The organism is Streptomyces sp. NPDC006733 (assembly GCF_040636125.1).
In the GTDB taxonomy this organism is placed as follows: domain Bacteria; phylum Actinomycetota; class Actinomycetes; order Streptomycetales; family Streptomycetaceae; genus Actinacidiphila.
On the sequence record NZ_JBEYJD010000037.1, the window covers coordinates 15966 to 38295 of the forward strand.

At 72.7% G+C, this 22330-nt stretch carries 20 protein-coding genes; 16 read left to right on the forward strand and 4 right to left on the reverse strand.

Annotation, left to right across the window (positions count from 1 at the left end):
* The first annotated feature begins 75 nt into the window (after positions 1-75).
* The 5 genes from ABZ721_RS28960 (at position 76) to ABZ721_RS28980 (ending at position 6376) form a co-directional block, all read left to right on the forward strand.
* Entirely contained in the window at positions 76-1038 is a 963-nt protein-coding gene (locus ABZ721_RS28960; RefSeq protein ID WP_358791686.1) for a sugar ABC transporter permease, read from the forward strand.
* A 38-nt stretch (positions 1039-1076) separates the two neighbouring features.
* Positions 1077-1922 carry a carbohydrate ABC transporter permease gene (locus ABZ721_RS28965; RefSeq protein WP_358791765.1) on the forward strand — a complete coding sequence of 282 codons (846 nt, stop codon included), beginning with the start codon at positions 1077-1079 and terminating at the stop codon, positions 1920-1922.
* Between the two features lie 62 nt (positions 1923-1984).
* Positions 1985-4456 carry a glycoside hydrolase family 2 protein gene (locus tag ABZ721_RS28970; RefSeq protein ID WP_358791687.1) on the forward strand — a complete coding sequence of 824 codons (2472 nt, stop codon included), beginning with the start codon at positions 1985-1987 and terminating at the stop codon, positions 4454-4456.
* Complete coding sequence (locus ABZ721_RS28975) at positions 4449-5507, forward strand: LacI family DNA-binding transcriptional regulator (protein WP_358791688.1); 1059 nt, start codon at positions 4449-4451, stop codon at positions 5505-5507. Before ABZ721_RS28970 ends, ABZ721_RS28975 begins: the two co-directional genes overlap by 8 nt.
* A gap of 188 nt (positions 5508-5695) precedes the next feature.
* Positions 5696-6376, forward strand: a complete 681-nt coding sequence (locus ABZ721_RS28980; RefSeq protein ID WP_358791689.1) for an alpha/beta fold hydrolase — start codon at positions 5696-5698, stop codon at positions 6374-6376.
* A gap of 97 nt (positions 6377-6473) precedes the next feature.
* Here ABZ721_RS28980 and ABZ721_RS28985 read toward each other — a convergent pair whose 3' ends face one another.
* A complete protein-coding gene (locus ABZ721_RS28985; protein ID WP_358791690.1) occupies positions 6474-7478 on the reverse strand; it encodes a glycosyl hydrolase in 1005 nt (334 codons plus the stop codon).
* Positions 7479-8121: 643 nt separating this feature from the next.
* Between ABZ721_RS28985 and ABZ721_RS28990 the strand changes: the two genes are divergently transcribed.
* The 5 genes from ABZ721_RS28990 to ABZ721_RS29010 all read left to right on the forward strand — a co-directional run bounded on the left by ABZ721_RS28990 (position 8122) and on the right by ABZ721_RS29010 (position 13633).
* Positions 8122-9102, forward strand: a complete 981-nt coding sequence (locus ABZ721_RS28990) for a ketoacyl-ACP synthase III (RefSeq protein ID WP_358791691.1) — start codon at positions 8122-8124, stop codon at positions 9100-9102.
* A 36-nt stretch (positions 9103-9138) separates the two neighbouring features.
* The gene (locus ABZ721_RS28995; protein WP_358791692.1) at positions 9139-10419 is read left to right on the forward strand and encodes an aminotransferase class III-fold pyridoxal phosphate-dependent enzyme; all 1281 of its coding nucleotides are present in this window, start codon (positions 9139-9141) and stop codon (positions 10417-10419) included.
* A gap of 97 nt (positions 10420-10516) precedes the next feature.
* Positions 10517-11665, forward strand: coding sequence for an acyl-CoA dehydrogenase family protein (locus ABZ721_RS29000; RefSeq protein ID WP_358791693.1), 1149 nt, complete (start codon positions 10517-10519; stop codon positions 11663-11665).
* A gap of 65 nt (positions 11666-11730) precedes the next feature.
* Positions 11731-12186, forward strand: a complete 456-nt coding sequence (locus tag ABZ721_RS29005; RefSeq protein ID WP_358791694.1) for a hypothetical protein — start codon at positions 11731-11733, stop codon at positions 12184-12186.
* A gap of 85 nt (positions 12187-12271) precedes the next feature.
* Complete coding sequence (locus ABZ721_RS29010) at positions 12272-13633, forward strand: hypothetical protein (RefSeq protein WP_358791695.1); 1362 nt, start codon at positions 12272-12274, stop codon at positions 13631-13633.
* Positions 13634-13703: 70 nt separating this feature from the next.
* Here the strand turns inward: ABZ721_RS29010 and ABZ721_RS29015 are convergent, their stop codons facing one another.
* Positions 13704-14243 carry a CGNR zinc finger domain-containing protein gene (locus ABZ721_RS29015; protein ID WP_358791696.1) on the reverse strand — a complete coding sequence of 180 codons (540 nt, stop codon included), beginning with the start codon at positions 14241-14243 and terminating at the stop codon, positions 13704-13706.
* 133 nt (positions 14244-14376) lie between these two features.
* Here ABZ721_RS29015 and ABZ721_RS29020 point away from each other — a divergent pair, with 133 nt between their 5' ends.
* The gene (locus tag ABZ721_RS29020; protein ID WP_358791697.1) at positions 14377-15690 is read left to right on the forward strand and encodes an MFS transporter; all 1314 of its coding nucleotides are present in this window, start codon (positions 14377-14379) and stop codon (positions 15688-15690) included.
* Positions 15691-15705: 15 nt separating this feature from the next.
* On the opposite strand, the gene ABZ721_RS29025 is transcribed toward ABZ721_RS29020, so the two are convergent.
* A complete protein-coding gene (locus ABZ721_RS29025) occupies positions 15706-16173 on the reverse strand; it encodes a MarR family transcriptional regulator (RefSeq protein ID WP_358791698.1) in 468 nt (155 codons plus the stop codon).
* A 206-nt stretch (positions 16174-16379) separates the two neighbouring features.
* Between ABZ721_RS29025 and pcaH the strand changes: the two genes are divergently transcribed.
* The 5 genes from pcaH to ABZ721_RS29050 all read left to right on the forward strand — a co-directional run bounded on the left by pcaH (position 16380) and on the right by ABZ721_RS29050 (position 21621).
* Positions 16380-17225: a protocatechuate 3,4-dioxygenase subunit beta gene (gene pcaH / locus ABZ721_RS29030; protein WP_358791699.1), complete on the forward strand. Its 846-nt coding sequence runs from the start codon at positions 16380-16382 to the stop codon at positions 17223-17225.
* A 5-nt stretch (positions 17226-17230) separates the two neighbouring features.
* Positions 17231-17803: a protocatechuate 3,4-dioxygenase subunit alpha gene (gene pcaG, locus ABZ721_RS29035; RefSeq protein WP_358791700.1), complete on the forward strand. Its 573-nt coding sequence runs from the start codon at positions 17231-17233 to the stop codon at positions 17801-17803.
* Complete coding sequence (gene pcaB / locus ABZ721_RS29040; RefSeq protein ID WP_358791701.1) at positions 17800-19173, forward strand: 3-carboxy-cis,cis-muconate cycloisomerase; 1374 nt, start codon at positions 17800-17802, stop codon at positions 19171-19173. The genes pcaG and pcaB overlap by 4 nt, the downstream gene beginning before the upstream one ends.
* A complete protein-coding gene (gene pcaD / locus ABZ721_RS29045; protein WP_358791702.1) occupies positions 19170-20327 on the forward strand; it encodes a 3-oxoadipate enol-lactonase in 1158 nt (385 codons plus the stop codon). The genes pcaB and pcaD overlap by 4 nt, the downstream gene beginning before the upstream one ends.
* A 103-nt stretch (positions 20328-20430) precedes the next feature.
* Complete coding sequence (locus ABZ721_RS29050) at positions 20431-21621, forward strand: 4-hydroxybenzoate 3-monooxygenase (protein WP_358791703.1); 1191 nt, start codon at positions 20431-20433, stop codon at positions 21619-21621.
* A gap of 112 nt (positions 21622-21733) precedes the next feature.
* On the opposite strand, the gene ABZ721_RS29055 is transcribed toward ABZ721_RS29050, so the two are convergent.
* Positions 21734-22300, reverse strand: coding sequence for a TetR family transcriptional regulator C-terminal domain-containing protein (locus ABZ721_RS29055; RefSeq protein ID WP_358791704.1), 567 nt, complete (start codon positions 22298-22300; stop codon positions 21734-21736).
* Positions 22301-22330 lie beyond the last annotated feature (30 nt).

The following is a 22330-nucleotide window of genomic DNA, read 5'->3' on the forward strand; positions in this document are numbered from 1 at the left end:
CGCCGGACCTCCGCCGCCCGTTCGTCCCACCGCCCGCAGCACGCCCGACCGGGATCCACCACGAGGAATCATGAGATGACCGCTGTCCAGAAGATCCGAGCCGGAGCGCCTCCGGCCGGCCGCCGAAGCGCCCCGCCGCCCGCTACGACCGGTCGGCACCGCACCCGCCGACGCTTCCGCATCGGCTCCCTGACCCCCTGGCTCTTCCTGGCCGTGCCCCTGACGCTGCTGGTGATGTTCACCTACCTCCCGGTGGCCGACATGATCGGCTACAGCTTCACCGACTGGGACGGGACCAGCCCCACCAGCTCCAACGTGGGCGCGGCGAACTACACCGACCTCGTCACGCGCCCCGCCCGGTTCGAGGTCTTCCTCGTCAGCGGCTTCTACCTGGCGGCCTCGTTCGTGCAGATCGCCGTGGCCCTGTACTTCGCGACGGTCCTCAGCTTCAACACCCGGTTCCGCAACCTGTTCAAGGGCCTGCTGTTCTTCCCGTACCTGATCAACGGGGTGGCCGTCGGCTTCGTGTTCCTGTACTTCTTCCAACCCGACGGCACCCTCGACACCCTGCTGCGGCTGTTCGGCGTGGGCGGCGACCACCTGTGGCTGGGCGATCCGGACCTGGCCAACCCCTCGCTCGCCGGGGTGTCGGTCTGGCGCTTCATGGGCCTGAACATGGTGCTGTTCCTCGGCGCGATCCAGTCGATCCCGCCGCACCTGTACGAGGCGGCCGCGCTGGACGGGGCCAACCGCTGGCAGCAGTTCCGGCACATCATCGCGCCCAGCATCAAACCGATCATCAGCCTGAGCTTCATCCTCGCCGTGTCCGGCTCCCTGGCCGTCTTCGAGATCCCGTACATCATGACCGGCGGCTCCAACGGCACGGAGACCTTCGTCATCCAGACCGTCAAGCTCGCCTTCGTCTTCGACAAGGTCGGCCTGGCCTCCGCGTCCGCCGTCGTCCTGCTGGTCCTCATCCTGCTGATCACCTGGGTCCAGCGCCGGCTCATCCCCGAGGAGAGGGTGGAGCTCTCGTGACCACCGACACCACCGTCCCCGCCTTCACCGCCCGACCGGTGGCCCGGCCCGAGCACCCCGCGCGGACCCGGACCCTCGTCATCCTGAAGTACCTGTCCCTGCTGCTGGCGTCGGCAGTGGTCGTCGTTCCCCTCGTCGTCATCCTGCTGACCTCGCTCAAGACCCCGGCGGAGGTCGCCAACAACGGTCCGCTGTCGCTTCCGGGCGACTGGCTGCACTTCGGGAACTACGCGACCGCGTTCCAGCAGGGCGCGATGCTGCGCGCGCTCGGCAACACCATGCTGATCGTGGTGGTCGCCACCACCGGGACCGTGCTGATCGGCTCGATGACCGCGTACGCCATCGACCGCTTCCAGTTCCGCTTCAAGAAGCTGGTCATGGGCCTGTTCCTGCTCGCCGCGCTGGTGCCGGGCGTCACCACGCAGGTCGCCACCTTCCAGGTCATCGACGACCTCGGCGCCTTCAACAGCCGGTGGGCGCCGATCCTGCTCTACACCGGCACCGACATCGTCTCGATCTACATCTTCCTGCAGTTCATCCGGTCCATCCCGATCTCCCTCGACGAGGCCGCCCGCATCGACGGGGCCAACTCCTGGACGATCTACTGGCGGATCATCTTCCCGATGCTGCGGCCGGCGATCGCCACCGTCGTCATCGTCAAGGGCATCGCGATCTACAACGACTTCTACGTGCCCTTCCTCTACATGCCCGACCCCGAACTCGGCACCATCTCCACCGCCCTCTTCCGCTTCAAGGGCCCCTTCGGTGCCCACTGGGAGACCATCTCCGCCGGCACCATCCTGGTGATCCTGCCCACCCTGATCGTCTTTCTGGCGCTACAGCGCTTCATCTACAGCGGTTTCGCGGCCGGCTCCACCAAATGACGCGCCCGCTCCGCCGCACCCCGCTCGACCGCACCCCGCACCGCATCTCACAAGGAGAACGCATGAAGGTCCGCACGCCGCTGTCCCAGGGCTGGACGCTGCGCCTGAACACCGACCGCGGCACCCCCCAGGAGGCGCCCCCGGGCCTGGCCGGCACCGCCGTGCCCGCGCAGGTGCCCGGCTGCGTCCACACCGACCTGATGGCGGCGGGCCTGCTGGACGATCCGTTTCTCGACCGCAACGAGACCGCGGTCGCGTGGGTGGGACACGCCGACTGGACGTACGCGACCGAACTGCCGCAGCGCGACGCCGCCTTCGAACGGGCCGACCTGGTCTTCGACGGGCTGGACACCGTCGCCGCCGTCCGCGTCGGCGGCCGGCTGCTGGGCCGCACCCGCAACATGCACCGCTCCTACCGCTTCGACGCCACCGAGCTGCTCGCGGGCGGGCCGGCGCCGCTCGAGGTCGCCTTCACCTCCGCCTACGTCGAGGCCGAGGCGCTGCGGAACACGCTCGGAGCACGTCCCAACTCCTACCCCGAGCCGTTCAACTACGTCCGCAAGATGGCCAGTTCGTTCGGCTGGGACTGGGGACCGACGCTGGTGACGGCCGGCGTGTGGCGCGAGGCCCGCATCGAGCACTGGTCCACCGCCCGGCTGGCCGCGGTCCGCCCGCAGGCCACCGTCGCCGACGACGGGACCGGCATCGTCGAGATCACCGTCGACCTGGAGCGCACGGACAGCGGCCGGAGCCGGCCGCTGCGCCTGGTGGCCGCGGTCGGCGACGCCTCCGCGGAGATCACCGTCGCCCCCGACGCGGACCGCGCCACCGTGCGCGTGCGCGTGCCGGACGCGGCGCTGTGGTGGCCGCGCGGCTACGGCGAGCAGGCCCTGTACGGGTGCACGGTCGCCCTGCGGCAGGACGACGAGCAGGTCCTCGACACGTGGGAGCGCCGCCTCGGATTCCGCACGATCGCGCTCGACACGTCCGCGGACGAGCACGGCAGCGCCTTCACCCTGATCGTCAACGGCACCGCGGTCTTCGCGCGCGGAGTGAACTGGATACCCGACGACGTCTTCCCCAGCCGCGTCACGCCCGACCGCTACCGCGCCCGGCTGACCCAGGCCGCCGAGGCGGGCGTGGACCTGGTGCGGGTGTGGGGCGGCGGCATCTACGAGGACCGCGCCTTCTACGACGTCTGCGACGAGCTGGGGCTGATGGTCTGGCAGGACTTCCTGTTCGCCTGCGCCGCCTACCCCGAGGAGCAGCCGCAGCGCTCCGAGATCGAGGCCGAGGCGCGGGAGAACGTGGCGCGGCTGATGCCCCACCCGTCGCTGGTCCTGTGGAACGGCAACAACGAGAACCTGTGGGGCTTCGCCGACTGGGAGTGGGAGCGGGAGCTCGCCGGCGACTCCTGGGGCGAGGGCTACTACCTGGGGCTGCTGCCCCGCATCGTGGCGCAGACCGACCCCACCCGCCCGTACTGGGCGGGCAGCCCGTGGTCGGGGTCCTGGGACCACGCCCCCAACGACCCCGACCACGGCACCGCCCACTCGTGGGAGGTGTGGAACCGCCGGGACTACAGCGACTACCTCACCACCGTGCCCCGCTTCGTCGCGGAGTTCGGCTGGCAGGCGCCGCCCGCGTTCGCCACCCTGGAACGCGCCCTGTCGGAGCGCCCGCTGAGCGCCGACTCCCCCGGCATGCTGCACCACCAGAAGGCCGAGGACGGCAACGGCAAGCTGAACCGCGGTCTGGCCGCGCACTTCGCCGAACCCGCCGACTTCGCCACCTGGCACTACCTGACGCAGCTGAACCAGGCGCGCGCGATCGCCACCGGCGTCGAGCACTGGCGCTCGCACTGGCCGCGCTGCGCCGGCACGGTGCTGTGGCAGCTCAACGACTGCTGGCCGGTCACCTCGTGGGCGGCGATCGACGGCGACTCCCGACTCAAGCCCCTCTACTTCGAGATCGCCCGGCTCTACGCCGACCGGCTGCTGACGGTCCAGCAGCGCGACGGCGGCCTGGTGGTGGCGGGCTGCAACCAGGCCGCGGCCACCTGGGACACCACCGTCACCGTCCGCCGGATCGACGCCGGCGGCAGCGTGCTGGCCGGCGCGGAGGTCGCGCTCAAGGCGGAGGGGCGCACCGTGGCCCTGGAGGGGCTCCCGGACGCGGTGACGGCGTTCGGCGACCCGCGCCGGGAGTTCCTGGTCGCCGACGCGGACGGCCTGCGCACGGTGCACTTCGCCTGCCCGGACCACGAGTTCGCCTATCCGGGCGCCTCCTATGATGTCCGCGTGACCGAAGACGGCGAGCGCGGGGTGGCGGTCACGGTCACCGCCACGGGCCTCGTACGGGACCTGCTGCTGCAGGCCGACCGGCTGGACGCGCACGCCCGCACCGACCGCGGCCGGGTGACGCTGCTGGCCGGCGAGAGCGCCACCTGGCATGTCACCGGCTGGTCGCGTCCCGACGCGGCGGCCGCCCGCGCGGCGCTGTTCTGCGTCAACGGCGGACCCGGCGGTGAGTGAGCCCCAGGCACGTCGGCCGGGGCGCGTCACGATCAACGACGTGGCGGCCCTGGCCGGCGTGTCCCGGGGGGCGGTGTCGCTGGCCTTCAACAACCGTCCCGGCGTCTCGGAAGCCACGCGGGAGCGCATCATGACCGCGGTGGCCGAGCTGGGCTGGGTGCCCAGCCAGGCCGCGACCAAGCTGTCCGGCTCGGCGACCGGCGCGGCCGACACCATCGGCCTGGTCATCAGCCGCCCGGCGCGCCAGCTGGGGCTGGAGCCGTTCTACATGGAGTTCATCTCCGGGGTGGAGTCCGTCCTGGAGGAGCACGGCTGCTCGCTGCTGCTGCACCTCGTGCGGGACACCGCGCAGGAGATCGCCGTCCACCACGCGTGGTGGCAGTCCCGTCGCATCGCCGGCTCCATCCTGGTCGACATCCAGCAGAACGACCCGCGGGTCACCGAGCTGGCGGCGATCGGCCTGCCGGCCGTCGCGGTGGGCCACCCGTCGCTGACGGGCGGCTTCACCTCGGTGTGGACCGACGACGAGGCCGCCGTGCACGAGGCGGTGCGGTATCTCGCCGCCCTGGGCCACCGGCGGATCGCCCGGGTGGGCGGCCACGCGGGGCTCGGCCACACCCTGATCCGGACCGCCGCGCTCAACGCGATCGTGGCGGAACTGGGGCTGGAGGCGGCGCGCAGCCTCACCACCGACTACTCCGGGGAGCAGGGCGCGCGGGCCACCCGCTCGCTGCTCGCCTCCGCGGAGCGCCCCACGGCGATCATCTACGACAACGACATCATGGCGGTCGCCGGCCTGTCGGTGGCGGCCGAGATGGGCCTGCGGGTCCCGCGGGACATCAGCCTGATCGCCTGGGACGACTCGCAGCTGTGCCAGCTCACGCACCCGACCCTGTCCGCCATGAGCCACGACGTGTTCGGCTTCGGCGCCGACGTGACCCGCCGGCTCTTCGACGTCGTCCACCGCCGGGACGTCTCGTCCGGCCCGGTGCCGACCCCCGTACTGCTGCCGCGCGGCAGCAGCGCGCCACCGCGGGGAGCGACCGACTGAGGGCGGGGCGAGGGCGGGGCGGTCCGGGGAGGTTCCCGGACCGCCCCGCCCTGCCGGCGTGCGCGCCCGCCCGCTCCGCTCCCCTCCGACCGAACGGCAGGTTCGCGCATGCCCCGACTCCCCCGGCTCCCCCGACCGGCCCGCCCCGTCCCGCGCCCGGCCGGGGAAGCCGCCGGCGGCACGGCGCCATGAGGCTCGCGACGCGCGTCTGGGGGCACGGCCCCCGCACGGCGGTCCTGGTGCACGGCATCATGACCGACTCCCGCACCTGGAACCGGGTCGCCCCGGCCATCGCCCAGTGCGGCTACCGGGTCCTCGCCGTCGACCTGCGCGGCCACGGCGCGAGCGCCCACGCCGCCACCTACACTCCCGCCGAGCTGGCGGCCGACCTGATCGACACCCTGCCGCCGGCGCCCGACCTGGCCATCGCCCACTCGCTGGGCTCGGCCGCCCTGCTGCTGGCCGTACCCGAACTGCGCTGCGCCCGCGCGATCCACTGCGACCCCGCGTGGCTGGACCGCCCCCGGGACTGGGACGCGCTGCGCGCCGTCAAGCGGGCCGGCTGGGCCGAGCTGCGCGCCGCGCAGCCGCGCTGGCCCGACGACGACATCACCACCGAGCAGCGGGCGCTCACCACCTGGGATCCGGCGTCCGTCGACGCCCTGCGCCGGCTGCCCGGCCTTCCGGGCGCCCCGGCCGTCCCCTCGCTCGTCATGCTCGCCGACCCCAGCGAGCGGATCCCGCCGGCCGAGGCGGCCACGCTGCGACGCGGTGGCTGGTTCCTGCGCACGGTGCGGGGTGCGGGCCACACCATCCACCGGGACGATCCGGCGGGCTTCCTCCGCGGCCTGCGCGGCTGGCTGCGCTGACGTGCCGTTTCGCGCACGGCGCCGGCTCGGCGCGGGCCACGCGGGGTGCCGGTGCCGGCCGCGGCGGACCGTGGCCGGCACCGGCGGTGACGCCGGACTACAGGACGAGCTCGCCCTGGTTCAGGACCCGGGGCAGGAAGTACGACGTCTGGATCTCGGCGTTGGTGTTGCTGCCGCGCAGCTGCTCGGACCACAGCATGAACCAGGCCCATTGCGGTTGGCTCTGCAGCAGGGAATCGGTCGGCACTTTACCCATTTCCGCGATGGCGATGGGCTTCGTCCCCGCGATATTCCGCAGCTGCTGGTAGTCGGCGGCGCTGGGGTAGTTCTTGTACCACGCGTCGAGTGAGGCGACGTCGACGTACTGACTGCCCGGATAGTAATTGCTCCAGCCACCGGCCGGGTTGTCCTGGACGTTCCACACCCAGATCAGATTGTCGAGGCCCTTGGTTCCCGCAAGGTAGTCGCGCGTGATCTGGTACAGCCGGGCGCTCCCATTCGCGCCGGGCCGATTTCCCCACCAGTTCCACGCTTCGTTCATCTCGTGCAGCGGGCGGAAGAGGACGGGAACTCCGGCGGCCTTCAGCTGCTGCAGGTAGGGGACGGCCTCGTCGAGGCGCTTCTTCCACGCGGTGTTCAGCGCGGTGCCGCCGGTGACGATCTGCGCGAACTGCGCGTCCGTGATGTGCGACTTCACGCCGCCGTCGAACGCACAGCTGCTCCCCTGGGTCGGCGGGCAGACATGCCAGGTCAGAGCGACCAGCGAGCCGTGCGACCACTCCAACTTCGCCTGATCCACCACGCGCTGGCGGTTGGCCACGTCGGTGGCGTTGAACATCAGGTCGCCGCCCCACAGGCCGGGCCACTGGCCGGTGATGTCGTGGACCTGTTGCGTGTACTGCCCCGGAGAGGTGGCGGGCTCCTTGTTGTGCTGACCGGAGACGATGTGGTTTCCGGATATGGACTTCAGGTAGTTCAGCACGTTCTGCTTGGGCGTCGCGGGAAACGCCTGCGCGGATTCCGTCGCGGGCCCGGCGAATACCGCCGTCAGGACGGCCGCGGCAGTCAGGGCCGAGGCGACGCAGAACTTCACTTTTCTCATGGGCATCCCGGCTCTCAGCGAGGTACGGACTTCGTGTCGCTCTGACGGTGGCGGTTGTTCCGCTTTTCGTCAATGGTTCTCGCTGAATTCCGCAACCCGTTGACGGCATTCTTTACTTAACTTTTCCTAAACTCCGCCCGCGGTCGGCCACTTGGCGCCGGCGCACCGCGCGGCAGGTGGCCGCCCGAATTCTGACCCACCGTCAAGTCAAGACCTCGGCAGGACCGTTCCTCCGCGACGGCGAGATCCGGCCGCGCCCCGGGCGCCCGTCGGCCCCTTCACGCCCTCGACGGGCCCGCGCCCGGAGGCTGGAATCCGCCCCTGCCGGCGTCCGGGCCGGATCCACGCTCCTCGACCGCCGGCGCACGCCCCCGTGCAGGTGGGCGTCGTCCGACCCTCGCGGACGGAGCGGGGTGCGGCCGCGAAGGCCGCCGGGAACGACCGCTTACCCCCGGCATCCGAGGTCATGCGAAGTGTTCATGTGCCGTTCGCGCGACCCCCCTGATTTGCGACACCACTTTTCGCCCCCGGCGCCTCAGTCGACGATGTCTCAAAGCCATCGTTTACCACCGTAACGAATGAGAAGGAAACAATTCAGCGGCGAAAATCAGAAACATTCAGCTACTTCCCCCGAGGAGCGAAAATGGCGATCGGTATTGTCTCGGTCGGCGGTTACGTACCGCCGGACGTCATAGGCAACGCAACAATAGGCAACTGGGCGCACGTGACCGAGGACTGGATCGAATCCAGGACCGGGATAAAGGAGCGCCGCTACGCCCGCGACGACATGGCGACCTCCGACATGGCCGTGAACGCCGCCCGTCCGCTGGTGGCGGATCCGGAGGTCAAGGAGAACGTCGGCGTGGTCGTCCTGGCGACCGCCACCCCCGACCAGCCGCAGCCCGCGACCGCCAGCTTCGTGCAGGACGGCCTGGGACTGCGGGCCGTGCCCGCGTTCGACGTCAACGCCGTCTGCTCGGGGTTCCTCTACAGCCTGACGGTGGCCGAGGCGATGATGGCCAACCGGTGCGACGCGAAGTACGGACTCGTCGTCGGCGCCGACAAGTTCTCCAGCATCATGGACCGCGACGACCCCAGGACCGTCAGCCTCTTCGGCGACGGCGCCGGGGCGGTGCTGCTGGGCCACGTGCCGGACGCCTACGGGATCCAGGGGGCCGCGCTGCTGGCCGACGGCGGCGCCGCCGACCTGGTCCGCGTCGAGGGCGGCGGCACCCGCCACCCGCTCGACAGCGACAGTCTGGACGCCGGCGAGCAGCTCTTCCGCATGGAGGGCCGGGCGGTGCGCGACTGGGGGCTGCAGTTCGTGCCCAAGGTCGTGCAGGACGCCCTGTCCCAGGCCGGCTGGTCCGCCGCCGACGTGGACCGGGTGATCCTCCACCAGGGCAACACCCGGCTGGTGGAGGCGCTGGCCGAGGCCCTCGGCATCAGCGACGACAAAGTGGCCCTGACGGCCCCCGAGTTCGGCAACACCGCGGCGGCCTCGATCCCCCTGACGCTCTTCGAGGAGCACAACCGGCGGCCCCTGCGGCGCGGCGAGCGCGTCCTGCTGGCCTCGGTGGGCGGCGGCATGACCGCCGCGGCGCTCGCGATGACCTGGTACTGAGAAACCGCACCCCCAGAAGAATCGGAGAATTCTTTCATGCTCCCCATCGTGAACCGCGCACAAGGCGTTTTCGTATACGACGAGGAAGGCCGCGAATACCTGGACGGATGCTCAGGAGCCGTCAACGTGAATATCGGGCACGCGGTTCCGGAAATCATCTCCCGTATGCATGAGCAAATAGACCGCGTCAATTTCGCCTACCGCACGCAGTTCCGTTCGCGCCCTCTGCTCGACCTCGCGGCGCGACTGGCCGAACTGGCTCCCGGCGATCTGAACCAGGCGCAGTTCTGCAATTCCGGCTCCGAGGCGGTCGAGGCGGCGCTGCGCCTGGTCACCCTCGTCAACGCGCGGGCGCACCGCCCCTTCAAGTGCGTGGTGCTCTCCGAGGAGCCCAGCTACCACGGCATGACCACCGGCGCCCTGGCCGCGTCGGGGCACCCGCTGCGCCGCCAGGGGCTGCAGTCCCTGCTCGCCAACCAGGTCACGGTCGCCCGGGTCCGGTCCAGCAACGAGGGCCTGCGCGCCTCCGCCGAGGACTGGGAGGACGCCATCAACGAGATCGGCCCGGCCAACCTCGCGGCCGTGATCATCGAGCCGGTCGGCGGCGCGTCCAGCGGCGCGGTGCCCGCTCCCGTGGAGGCGCTGCGCCGGCTGCGGGAACTGGCCGACGAGCACCGCTTCCTGCTGATCGCCGACGAGGTCATGACGGGCCTGGGCCGTACCGGCCGCTGGTTCGGCTGTGACCACGCCGGTATCGCGCCCGACCTGATGGTGCTGGGCAAGGGGCTCTCGGGCGGCTACGTGCCGATCGCCGCCCTGCTGGTGTCCGACCAGGTCGCCGCGGCGCTGGACGCGCCGGTGGGCCAGCTGCTGTTCGGCCACACCATGGCCGGCGCCCCGCTCGCCGCCGCCACCTCGCTGGCCGTCGTCGACTACCTCGTCGAGCACGACATCCCCCGCCAGGCCGCGCGCGCCGGTGAGCACCTGCGGCCGCTGCTGGACGCCCTGTGCCGGCGCCACCCGATGGTCACGGAAGTCCGCGGCACGGGCCTGCAGCTCGCCCTGGGCCTGCACGCCGACCCCGACCGCTTCCCCGGGATCTCGCTGGACCTGGCCGAGGCCGCCCGCGCCCAGGGGCTGCTGCTCTACCCGGCAGGCGTCACCCCCGCCACCGAATCGGTGCTGGTCACGCCGCCGTTGACGATCTCCGAGCAGGAGACCGACGAGCTCGCCCTGCGCCTGGACCGCGCACTCACCAGCCTGGTGCCCTCCGCTCCGGCCGGCGACGTCCGCGAACTGCTCGCCACCGCCGGCTGACCCCGCCGCGGCGCCGCGGCCGCGCAGGACCGTTCGTCATCCCCGCCGCGCCGAGCCCGGCAGCCGGGCCCGGCCGACCTTTGCAAAGGACACTGTGATGATCAGACACTTCGCCACGCCCGAACTGCGGGAGAAGTACCAGGAACTCGCCGCCGCCACCGTCGCCAAACGGGCGGAGGAGTTCACCCAGAAGGGCCGCCTGGACCGCGAGTCCTGGCAGGAGATCGCCGACGCCGGAGTGTGGGGCCTGGCCGTGCCGACCGAGTGGGGCGGCTCGGGCGGCACCTGGTGGGACTTCACCGCCGCGTTGGAGGGCATCGCGGCCGGCGGGCGCGACCTGGGCTTCTGCCTGTCGATGGTGGCGCAGGCCGGCCTGATCCGCTCGCTGCTGACCTACGGCACCGACGAGCACAAGGCGGCCTGGCTGCCGCGGCTGCTCGGCGGCGACGTGGGCTGCACCGCCCTGACCGAGACCACCGGCGGTTCCGACGTCACCCGCATCCGCACCGCGGCGGTCAGCGACGGCGACCACTACGTGCTCAACGGCCACAAGGACCACATCACCAACGGTCCGGAGGCCGACATCGCCCTGATCCTCGGGCGGGTCCCGGAGGTCGGGAACCAGGACATCACCCTGTTCATGATCGACATGCACGCGGACGGCGTCGTCCAGGGCCCCATCGAGGACATGATGGGCAACCGCACCAGCCCGACCGGCCCGATCGCGCTGGACGGCGTCCGGGTGGAGGCCCGCAACATCGTCGGCGGCATCGGCGGCGGCATCGACGCCGTCTACAACACCATCTCCCTCGACCGGCTGCTCTACGGGATCCTGGCCGCGGCCTACCTCGACCCGATGCTGGACGAGGTCATGGAGTACGCGCAGCAGCGGCACGCCTTCAAGGTGCCGATCGCCGAGCACCAGTACGTCCAGGGGCGGATCACCGACGCCAAGTTCGCCATCGAGGCGACCCGCTGGGTCTCCTACGGGGCGCTGGACGCGCTCGTGCAGGACTCGGACCGCGCCTCCCTGATGTGCTCCGTGGCCAAGTACCACGCCGGGGAGACGCTCAAGCTCGGCACCGAGACCGCGCTGCGGGTCTACGGGCACCTCGGCTACATGGAGGGCCCGCACAGCCAGGCGCTGCGGGACGCGCTCGGCACGCTGATCGCCGGCGGCACCGCGGAGATCCAGCGCAAGAACGTCTTCAACCAGATGCAGCGGCTGGGCGCCAAGGCCGCCTGACCCGGCTCGCCCGTCGCGATTCCCCTGTTCGACCCCCTGTCCGGAACGACCTCCCGAGGAGTGGCATGACCACCCGACCCGCCTCCCCGACCGCTGCCGCCGGCACCCGCACGGCGACGCCCGCCCCCGACCTGACCGCCCTGGTGGGAACCTCCGCCACCTTGACCCACACCGTCAGCGCCGAGGACTCGGCCGGCCGCTGGGGCAACGACATCGACGTCCTCGCCACCCCCGTCCTGCTCTGGCTGAGCGAGATCGCCGCCATGCGGGTCCTGGGCGACGCCGTGGCCGACCCGTGGATGACGGTCGGCCTGCACCACGACACCGGGCACCTGGCCCCCACCCCCACCGGCGAGGACGTGCACCTCACCGCCCGGCTGACGCATGTCGACGGCAAGAAGCTCACCTTCGAGGTCGAGGGGCGCGACAGCCGCGCCACGGTGCTGCGCGGCACCCACCAGCGGGCCGTGATCGACCGCGGCCGCTTCCTGGCCGGCCTCGCCGACCGCCTGCCCGGCTGATCCGCGCGCCCCACCCGCCCGTCCCGGCACGGCACGACGCCCCACCGCAACGACCCCACGACCGCCCACTCGCGAAAGGGAACCCATGCAGCACCAACTCGTCGTCGGCAACACCACCACCGAGTACACCTACGGGGGTTCGCTGGACAGCTTCCCCACCAAGATCCTCGCCGCCCGGCATGCCGAGTCCGCCCGCCAGGCGTGGCTGCTCCGCGACGGCGACGCCATGATCACCGAACGCCCGCTGACCCCCGCGTTCATGTCCTACCTGGGCCGGACGCTCGGGCTGGACCTGGACTCCATCGCCTTCCTCACCCATGACGAGGAGGCCTCCGGCTCGATGTTCCTGGACGGCGCCAGCCTGCTGGAGCCCGGCCTCGTGAAGCAGCTCGGCGACATCGTCGGTCCGGACTGGAAGATCGTCCCCTACATCCACGACCGGTCGGTCGCGACCCTCGGCCGCCGGCTGGGGCTCAGCGAGCAGGCCAACCCGCCGTTCTTCGCCGAGGGCGGCAGCGACATCTTCAACAGCAAGGCCTTCTTCCGCGCCTGGAGCCGCGGGCTCGGCGCGCCGGTCGCCCCGGGCCAGGTGACCCGCAACCGGGCCGCGACCGCGCAGGCCGTGGCCGAGCTGCTGCCGGTGACCGGATCCGTCATCGTCAAGCAGGACTTCAGCGCCAGCGGCTACGGCAACGTCCTGTTCACCACGGACGGCGACGTGCCCGGCGTCGGCGTGTCCAGCACCCATGTGGTGCCGTCCGGCAGCACCGCGGACGAGCTGTTCGAGCTGCTGGCGGAGTCCTTCCCCACGGTCGACCAGGTCCGCGACTTCCCGAACGGCCTGCGCCCCTGCGAGGCCGTCGTGGAGGTCTACTACGGCAACAGCCTGACCTTCTACAGCGAGGTGGACATCCCGGAGCCGGGCACCGAACCGACGGTCCTGAACTGGGGACTGATGCGGATGGAGCCCATCTGGAACGGCTTCGTGATCCCCTCGACGGAGCTGGCCGGCACGGCCGAGGCCGAGATGCTCTCCTGGTCGGTCGAGATGGCGGTGTACCTGCAGCGCACCGGCTACCGGGGCCTGCTGAACTGCGACTCCATCCTCACCCCCGACGGGCAGATGCTCTTCAGCGAGGTCAACGCCCGCGTCGGCGGCTGCACCCACGTGCACTACGCCGCGCTCCGGCTGCTGGGTGAGGACTACCTGCGGCGCTACACCCTGCTGACCCGCAACCACCTGCCCTGCGGCGACTTCGAGACGCTGGCCAGGAGCATCGACGGCGACGAGCTGCTCGGAGCGGGACCGGCCGGGGGCTGCGGCGCGGTGCTGCTGGTCGACGACACGACGGTCAACGGCACGGTGCAGTACATGGCCTACGGCGACACCCCGCAGCGGGCCCAGGCCGCGGAGGAGCGCCTGACCGCACTCGCGGCCGCCAGCTGAGTCCGGTGCCGCCCACCGTGGTCCGCGCGCCGGCGCCCGGTGCACCGCAGGGTGCGCCGGCCGCGGGCGGTCACGACCCGGCGGCGGCCGACCGGCGGGAGCGCATCGCGGTGACCTTGGCGATGCTGCCGCAGGCCCGCCCGGTGCTGCCCGCGTACATGCTGCACCACACGCGGGAGTTGTTCCGCGACTGGTCGTAGAAGACCCAGCGGCAGTCCGGGCAGGCCCGCAGCCGGTTCCAGCGCCGGTCGGTCACCAGCCACGCGGCCAGCCGCAGGATCTCCTCCACGGGAGTGTCGGCGCCGCTGAGCACCAGGGCGCCGTCCTCGATGCGGGCCGTCTGCGGGTAGCGCGCCAGCCATCGGTCGAGGCGTACCGTAACGCGTTCCTCGACATCGGCCCGCAGGTCGTCGCGCAGCCGGGCCAACTCGGTGCCGGCCTTGCGGCCGTGCGGGGCGGAGATGCGGCCGAACAGCCGCTGCCAGGACGTCGTGTCCGCGGCCAGGGCGGGCAGCGCGTCGGTCAGGACCCGGGTGTCGTTGGGGATCGACAAGGTGTTGAGAAAGTGACGAAGTTCCTCGACCTCGGCGGCCACCGTAGTCGGTTTCATGCTTCAACTCTATTGTCCCGGCGCCGCGTCGGCTCCCTCCCGGTAGCGGGAGATGCCGGCGCCCCGGCCGGACCGACCAGGAAACCACAGGTGGTAACCCGTGGAGAACGCGAAACGTATACCCTCTATTTCCATGACCGGTAACCTCTCCACCGGCCGTCAAGCGGCCGACCCAGAAGAAACCGACGAGTCGGAACGCGCCGCGGCCGACGCCGCACCGGCCGCGGGAGGCAAGGGCGCCGGCTACCGCCAGGTACTGGCGCTGCCCGCCCACACGACCTGGTACGCGGCCGCGGCGATGATCCGCGCACCGGTGGTGATGGCCCCGCTCGCGCTGGTCTTCGTCGGCTACAGCACCGGCTCCTTCGCCGCCGGCGGCATCCTGGCCGCCGCCCACGCCCTGGGCGAGGCCGCCGCCGCACCACTGATGGGCCGGTTGTTCGACACCCGTCCCTTCGTTCGGCAGTTACGGCTGAGCCTCGTCGCCGAGGCGATCGCCTTCACGCTGCTGGCGGTGTTCATGACGGACGCCCCGCTTCCCGTACTGATCGCGCTGGCCGCACTGGCCGGCGGCTCGGCGGCCGGCGCACCGGGCGGGATGCGCGCCCAGCTGTCGACCACCACCCCCGAGCGACTGCGCCCCACCGCACTGAGTCTGGAGAGTTCCCTCAGCCAGACGGTGTGGGCCGTCTCCCCGCCCCTGGTCTCCCTGCTCTACGTGCAGCTGACCGCGCGCGGGGCCCTGCTCGCCATCGCCCTGATCGCGTTCACACCGGTGCTCTTCGCCGGCCGGATCTCCCACAGCGACCACCACACCAGCGCGACGGCGAGCGCACGGAACGCGATGCCCACCGCGCAGGTGCTGCGACTGGCGTGGCCCACCGCGCTGCTCTCCGCGTCGATCATGTTCCTCATCGGGACCGTGGACGTGCTGCTGCCGGCCCGGCTGACGGAGACCGGCAGTTCACCGGCGCTCGCCGGACCGGTGATGACGGCGTTCGCCGTCGCCAGCGTGCTGGCCGGGCTCCTGTACGGGCTGCGCCGCTGGCCCGGCTCCTTCCGCGTCCAGTCGCTGGCCCTGCTGCTCGCGATGGCCGCCGCGTTCACCACGCCGGCGCTGATGACCCACCCCCTGGGGTTCGCCGCCGCGTTCGCGGTCGGCGGCCTGTTCTTCAGCCCCCTGATGGTCATCAGGAACGTCGCCCTGCAAGAACGCCTGCCGCAGCGCGCCTGGGCCACCGGTTTCTCGCTGCTGTACGCCGCCGGCGGGCTGGGCTACGGCGCCGCCGGGCTGATGTCGGCGGCCATGCTGCGGCTCGTGGGCGCCGGTGACACCTTCGCGGTCTGCACGGCCGTGACCGCCGTCATCGGCCTGACCTCGCTCCTCGCGGAGCGCGCACCCGCCTCCCGGGCCACGTCCGACGACGCCGAGCCGCAAGCCTCCTGACGCGGCGCGCGGGGCTCACGCGGGCCGGGCCCGCGGGGGCTCCGCGGGGGTGCGCAGGCCCTCCGCCGCGTCCGAGACGCGGCGGATCAGCCGCAGGAACAGGGCCTGTTCGTCGGCGGACAGCGGGGCGAGGAAGACCTGGTTCATCCGGGCCGTCCGCACCGTCAGCCGGCGGTGCGTACGGCTGCCCTCGTCGGTGAGGCGCAGCAGGAACCGGCGGCCGTCCTCGGGGTCGCGGACCTTCTCCAGCAGGCCGCGGGAGTGCAGCCGGCCGATGACCTCGGCGATGGTGGAGCGGTCCAGGCCGACCCGTTCGCCCACGGTCCGCTGGTCGAGGCCGGGCTCGGCGGTGAGCGCGTTGAGCACCCCGAACTGCGGGGAGGTGATCTCCTCGGAGACCATCGCGGTCCACAGCAGGTGATGCGCCTGCTGCAGGCGCCGGGCCAGGTGCCCCGGGTGGGTGGTCAGGTCGACCGCGGCCATGGCGCTCCTCGTGCATTTCGTGGGTGCACTGAGGATAGTCTCCCTCCCGCGATCCCGCCTCCTGCCCCGTTGGTGATTCCACCGGTGTCCTAACCGGAGGTTATTGACGGCCGGGTCGGCGAGTGCCAGCATGACGACGCCCGAGATATTCGTCAGTGCACTGAGCATCTCGGACCGTGGACCCGCAGAGACCGGAGGCTTCTCGTATGGACAAGGTGGCCCCAGGCCCCGCCGAGGCGGTGGCCGGCGCCCGCGAGGGGACGGCCTTCGCGGCCGGCGGCTCCGGGCTCTTCCAGGCCGACATCGACACCGAGATCGAGGACCTGCAGAACGCCTACGACCGGGCGCTCGCGGCCGGCGCGCCCGCGCGCCACCACCCGCCGCGCGACTACGCCCCCTACCGCAGCTCCCTGCTGCGCCACCCCCACCAGCCGCTGGTCGCGGTGGACGGCGGCGACCCCGAGACCGTCGAGCTGTCGGGTCCGGTGTTCGGCCCGACCGACATCACCGCCACCGACAACGACCTCACCGTCCAGCACCAGGGCGAGCCGCTCGGCGAGCGCATCACCGTCTCCGGGCGGCTGCTGGACCGCGGCGGCCGACCCGTGCGCGGCCAGCTCATCGAGCTGTGGCAGGCCAACGCCTCCGGCCGGTACGCCCACCTGCGCGACCAGCACCCGGCCCCGCTCGACCCCAACTTCACCGGGGTCGGCCGCACGCTGACCGACGACGCCGGCCGGTACACGTTCACCACCGTCAAGCCCGGCGCGTACCCGTGGCGCAACCACACCAACGCCTGGCGCCCCGCCCACCTCCACTTCTCCGTCTTCGGCAGCGCCTTCGCCCAGCGGCTGGTGACCCAGATGTACTTCCCCGACGACCCGCTGTTCCGCTACGACCCGATCCTGCGGTCGGTGACCGACGCGGCGGCCCGCGAACGCCTGGTCGCCACGTACGACCACGACCTGTCCCGGCCCGAGTTCTCGCTCGGCTACGCGTGGGACATCGTCCTGGACGGCCCCTCCGCCACCTGGATCGAAGAAGGCCGCTGACCGCCATGCCCGAGACCACCAGGACGCTTCTCCCCACCCCGTCGCACACCGTCGGCCCCTTCTACGGCTACGCGCTCCCGTTCCCCGACGGCGGGCAGGTCGCGCCCCGGGGCCACCCCGACACGATCGTCCTGCACGGGTACGTGCTCGACGGCGCCGGCGACCCGGTCCCCGACGCCCTGCTGGAGTTCTGGCAGGCCGCCCCGGACGGGTCCCTGGCCGGCGCCCCCGGATCGCTCCGCCGCGACCCGGTGACCGGCGGCTTCCTCGGCCGCAACGGCACCGACCTGACCGGCTTCGGCCGGATCGCCACCGATGCCGACGGCCACTGGGCCCTGTTCACCCTGCCGCCCGGCAACGCGGGACCGCCCTACATCAGCGTGTGCGTCTTCGCCCGCGGCCTGCTGCACCACGTGTTCACGCGCGCCTACCTCGCGGACGGACCCGACCCGGTGCTCGACTCGGTGCCGCTCCCGCGCCGCGGCACGCTGCTCGCGCGGCCCGCCGAGCACCGCACGTACCGCTTCGACATCCGCCTCCAGGGTGCCGACGAGACGGTCTTCCTGGAGTTCCGGTGACCTCCCCCGGCATCGACCACGGCCTGCTCGCGCCCGGCCGGGCCGGCTCCCCCGCCGAGGCCTCGACCGCGGACAGCGCGTTCCTGCGGGCGATGCTCGACGCCGAGGCGGCGCTCACCCGCGCCCAGGCCGAAGTCGGCCACGCTCCCGCCGAGGCCGCTCGCGCGGTCACCGCCGCGGCCGGCACGGCCCCCTTCGACCTCGGCAGCATCGCCCTGCGCGCCCGGGCCGGCGGCAACCCCGTCATTCCGCTGGTCGCGGACCTGACGGCAGCGGTCCCCGAGGAGTTCGGCCCGTACGTGCACCGCGGCGCGACCAGCCAGGACATCATGGACACCGCGACCATGCTCGTCGCGGCCCGCACCCTGGACCTGGTCCTGGCCGACCTGCACCGCACCGAGCGGGCGCTGTCCGCCCTGGCCGCGCGCCACCGGGACACGCCGATGCCCGGCCGCACCCTGACCCAGCACGCGGTACCCACCACCTTCGGCCTCAAGGCGGCGGGCTGGCGCTCGCTGGTCCTCGACGCCCGCGACCGGCTGCGGACGGTCCGGGCCGCGCTGCCCGCGCAACTCGGCGGCGCGGCAGGCACGCTGGCGGCCTTCGAACAGTACGGAAGCCACGGCACCGCGCGGCAGCTCACCGCCGCCTACGCCCGCGAGACGGGCCTGGCGGAGCCGGCGCTGCCCTGGCACACCCTGCGCACGCCGGTCGTCGACCTCGCGGCGGCCCTCGCGTTCACCGCGGGCGCCCTCGGCAAGACCGCCGCCGACGTCCTCACCCTGTCGCGCACCGAGATCGCCGAGGTCACCGAAGGCGTCGCGGACCACGGCCGTTCCGGCGGTACGGAGCGGGCGGGCGGCTCCTCCGCCATGCCCCACAAGAGGAACCCGGTCCGCGCGACCCTCGTCGCCGCGGCCGCGCGGCGCGCCCCCGGCCTGGCCGCGACCCTGTTCGCCGCGCTGGTCGCCGAGGACGAGCGCCCGGCCGGCGCCTGGCACGCCGAGTGGGAGCCGCTGCGCGACCTGCTGCGCCTGACCGGCGGCGCGGCCCGCGACGCCGCCGAGCTGGCCGAGAACCTCCAGGTGCACGCCGGCACCATGCGCGAACACCTGGACCTCGCCCACGGGTTGATCGTCTCCGAGCGGCTGGCCGCCGCGCTGGCGCCGGTCCTGGGCCGCGCCCGGGCCGCCGCGCTCCTGACGGACCTCGCGCGGCGCACGTACACCGAGGGCAGGACGCTGGCCGCGCTCCTGGCCGATCGGCCCGAACTCGACGGCGCCGGCCTCGACCTCGACGGCCTCGTGGACCCCGCCCGGTACACCGGCGCCGCCGGATCCCTCACCGACCGCGCCCTGGAGCGACGTTGACCAACCCCCAGCACACCGCACCCGCCGACGGCCCGCGCCGGGGGCTGCACCACCGCGCCGAAGGCCCGGCCACCGGCCCGGCGCTGCTCCTCGGCCCGTCACTCGGCACCTCCACCGCGCTGTGGGACGCCGTCGCCCCCGAGCTGTCCGCGACCCACCGCGTCGTGCGCTGGGACCTGCCCGGCCACGGCGGCTCGCCCGCGGACCTCATCGCCCCGGGCGCGACGGTCGGCGACCTGGCCCACCTGGTGCTGTCCCTCGCCGACGCGCTGGGCATCGACCGGTTCGCCTACGCCGGGGTCTCGCTCGGCGGGGCCGTCGGCCTGCGCCTGGCCGTCCACCACCCCCAGCGGGTGGCGAGCCTGGCGGTCATCTGCTCGTCCGCGCACTTCGGTGGCGCCACGCCGTGGGAGCAGCGGGCCGCGCAGGTCCGCCGGGAGGGGCTGTCCGCGCTCGCCGACACCGCGCCCTCCCGCTGGTTCACGCCCGGCTTCACCGTGCCCCGCCTGGTGGCCGACCACCGGGCGGCCGACCCCGCCGCGTATGCGGCGTGCTGCGATGCGCTGGCCGCGTTCGACCTGCGCGACGCCCTGCCGTCCGTGACCGCGCCCACGCTGGCCGTCGCGGGCCGCGAGGACCCCGCGACGCCGCCCGCGCACCTGCGGGAGATCGCGGACGCGGTGCCCGGCGCCTGCCTCACCGAGATCCCCCGCGCCTCCCACCTCGCCCCCGCCGAGCGGCCCGACGCCGTGCTGGCCGCCCTGCGCGGCCACCTGACGGGCGGCGCCGGGCGCGGCATGGCCGCGCGCCGCCAGGTGCTCGGGAACGCGCACGTGGACCGTGCGCAGCAGCGGCAGAGCGCCTTCACCGCCCCGTTCCAGGACTTCATCTCCCGCTACGCGTGGGGCGAGATCTGGACCGACGACACGCTCTCCCGCCGCGAACGCAGCATGGTCACCCTGACGGCGCTCAGTGCGCACGGCCACCACGACGAGCTGGCCCTGCACGTGCGGGCGGCGCGGCGCAACGGTCTGACACCCGAGGAGATCGGCGCGGTGCTGCTGCAGACGGCGGTCTACTGTGGCGTCCCGGCGGCCAACTCCGCGTTCGCCGTGGCGCAGCGCGTGCTGGCGGAGGAGGAGTCGACCCCCTGAGCGCCGGCCGGCCGGCGTGCGAGGCCGGCGGGTCCGCCGGCCCGCACCACCCCTACGAACAGCGGCTCGCACCCCGGGCCCGCTTCCGCGACGAGGAGAACTGATGCACACGACCGTCGGCATCATCGGCGGCGGCCCCTCCGGCCTGCTGCTCGCCCGCCTGCTGCACCGCGCCGGCATCGACAGCGTGGTGCTGGAGCGCCGCGACCGGGTCTTTGTCGAGCAGCGGCAGCGCGCCGGCATCCTGGAGCAGGCCACCGTCGACGTGCTGCGCGAGGCGGGCGCCGGCGCCCGCCTCGACCGCGAGGCGCTGGTCCACGACGGCATAGAGCTGCGCTTCGACGGCCGCAGCCACCGCGTCGACTTCCCCTCGCTCACCGGCGGTCGCCGGGTGGTGGTCTACGCCCAGACCGAGGTGGTGAAGGACCTGATCGCCCTGCAGCTCGACGAGGGCGGGCCGCTGCTCTTCGACGCCGAGGTGCACGCGGTGGAGGGCGCGGACACCGACCGACCGCTGATCCGCTACTCCCACGAGGGCCGCGAGCAGACGCTGAGCTGCGACTACGTGGTCGGCTGCGACGGCTTCCACGGCGTGGCGCGGGGGGCGGTGCCGGACGGGGTGAGCACCACGTTCGAGCGCACCTACCCGTACTCCTGGCTCGGCATCCTCGCCGACGCCCCGCCGGTGTACGACGAGTTGATCTACGCGCACTCCGAGCGCGGCTTCGCCCTGGCCAGCATGCGTTCCCCGGCGGTCAGCCGCCTGTACCTGCAGGTTCCGAACGGAACCGACCCCGCCGACTGGCCGGACGACCGGATCTGGGACGAGCTGGACGCCCGCTTCGCCCTGCGGGACGGGGCCGGGCAGCGGCTCAAGCGCGGACCCGTCACGCAGAAGTCGGTGCTTCCGATGCGCAGTTCGGTCACCGAGCCGATGCGCTACGGCCGGGTCCTCCTCGCCGGGGACGCCGCGCACATCGTGCCGCCGACCGGCGCCAAGGGCCTGAACCTCGCCGCCGCCGATGTGGTGGTGCTGGCGCGGGCCTTCGCGCATCTGAAGGACAGCGGCTCGGCGGAGCTGCTCGACGCGTACTCCGACACCTGTCTGCGCCGGGTGTGGCGGGCCGAGCACTTCTCGTACTTCATGACCAGCACCCTGCACACCGACCCGCGGCAGTCCCCCTTCGACACCCGGCTGCAGCTGTCGCAGCTGGAGCGGATCGCGACGTCGCCGCACGCCGCCGCCGAACTGGCCGAGAACTACACGGGACTGCCGCTCGGACCGACCGCCTGACACCCCGCGCACCCGGACCTGAACACCTGAGTACCTGAACAGCGCAGCACCGGGACCGCCTCACGAGGGGCGTCCCGGTGCTGCGCTGTCCGCGGGCCGGCGCGCCGGCGCCTCAGCTCTCGACGAGGGCGTCGACGACGGCCCGCGCGACGCGGCCGGCCCGTTCGGCCGTCCAGTAGGCGGGGTCCTCCACGGTGGACACGAAGTACCCGCGGGTCAGCAGGGAGAGCACGTCGGCCGCGAGTTCGGCGTCGGGCACTCCGGCGGCGAGGGACGCGTCGAAGAACTCCTGGCGCGACTCGCGCGGCTCACGGTGGTCGACTCCCCCGGGGTCGGTGTGCGCCGAGGAGAGCATCTCGACCCACAGCGTGCGCAGCAGCAGGTCCTCGGGGTCCGTGCTCAGGTGCCACTCCACCGTCGCCCGCAGCCGCTCCTTGCCGTCGAGTTCGCCCACGTGCTCGTCCAAATCGGCCCGCCAGCGGGACTCGGCCGCGCGGACGGCGTTGGTGATCAGCGCGATGCGCGTGGGCACGTAGTTGGTGACCATCGCCGTGGAGCCGCCCAACTCCTTGGCCACGGCGCGAATGGTGATCGAGCGCGCCCCGTCACGGGCGGCGACCGCAAGGGTGGCCTGCGCGATTTCCTTGCGGCGCTGGACTTCGTCGACGTCGATCGGCATGAAGGCAACCTAGCTCAGAGGGGGGTTGAC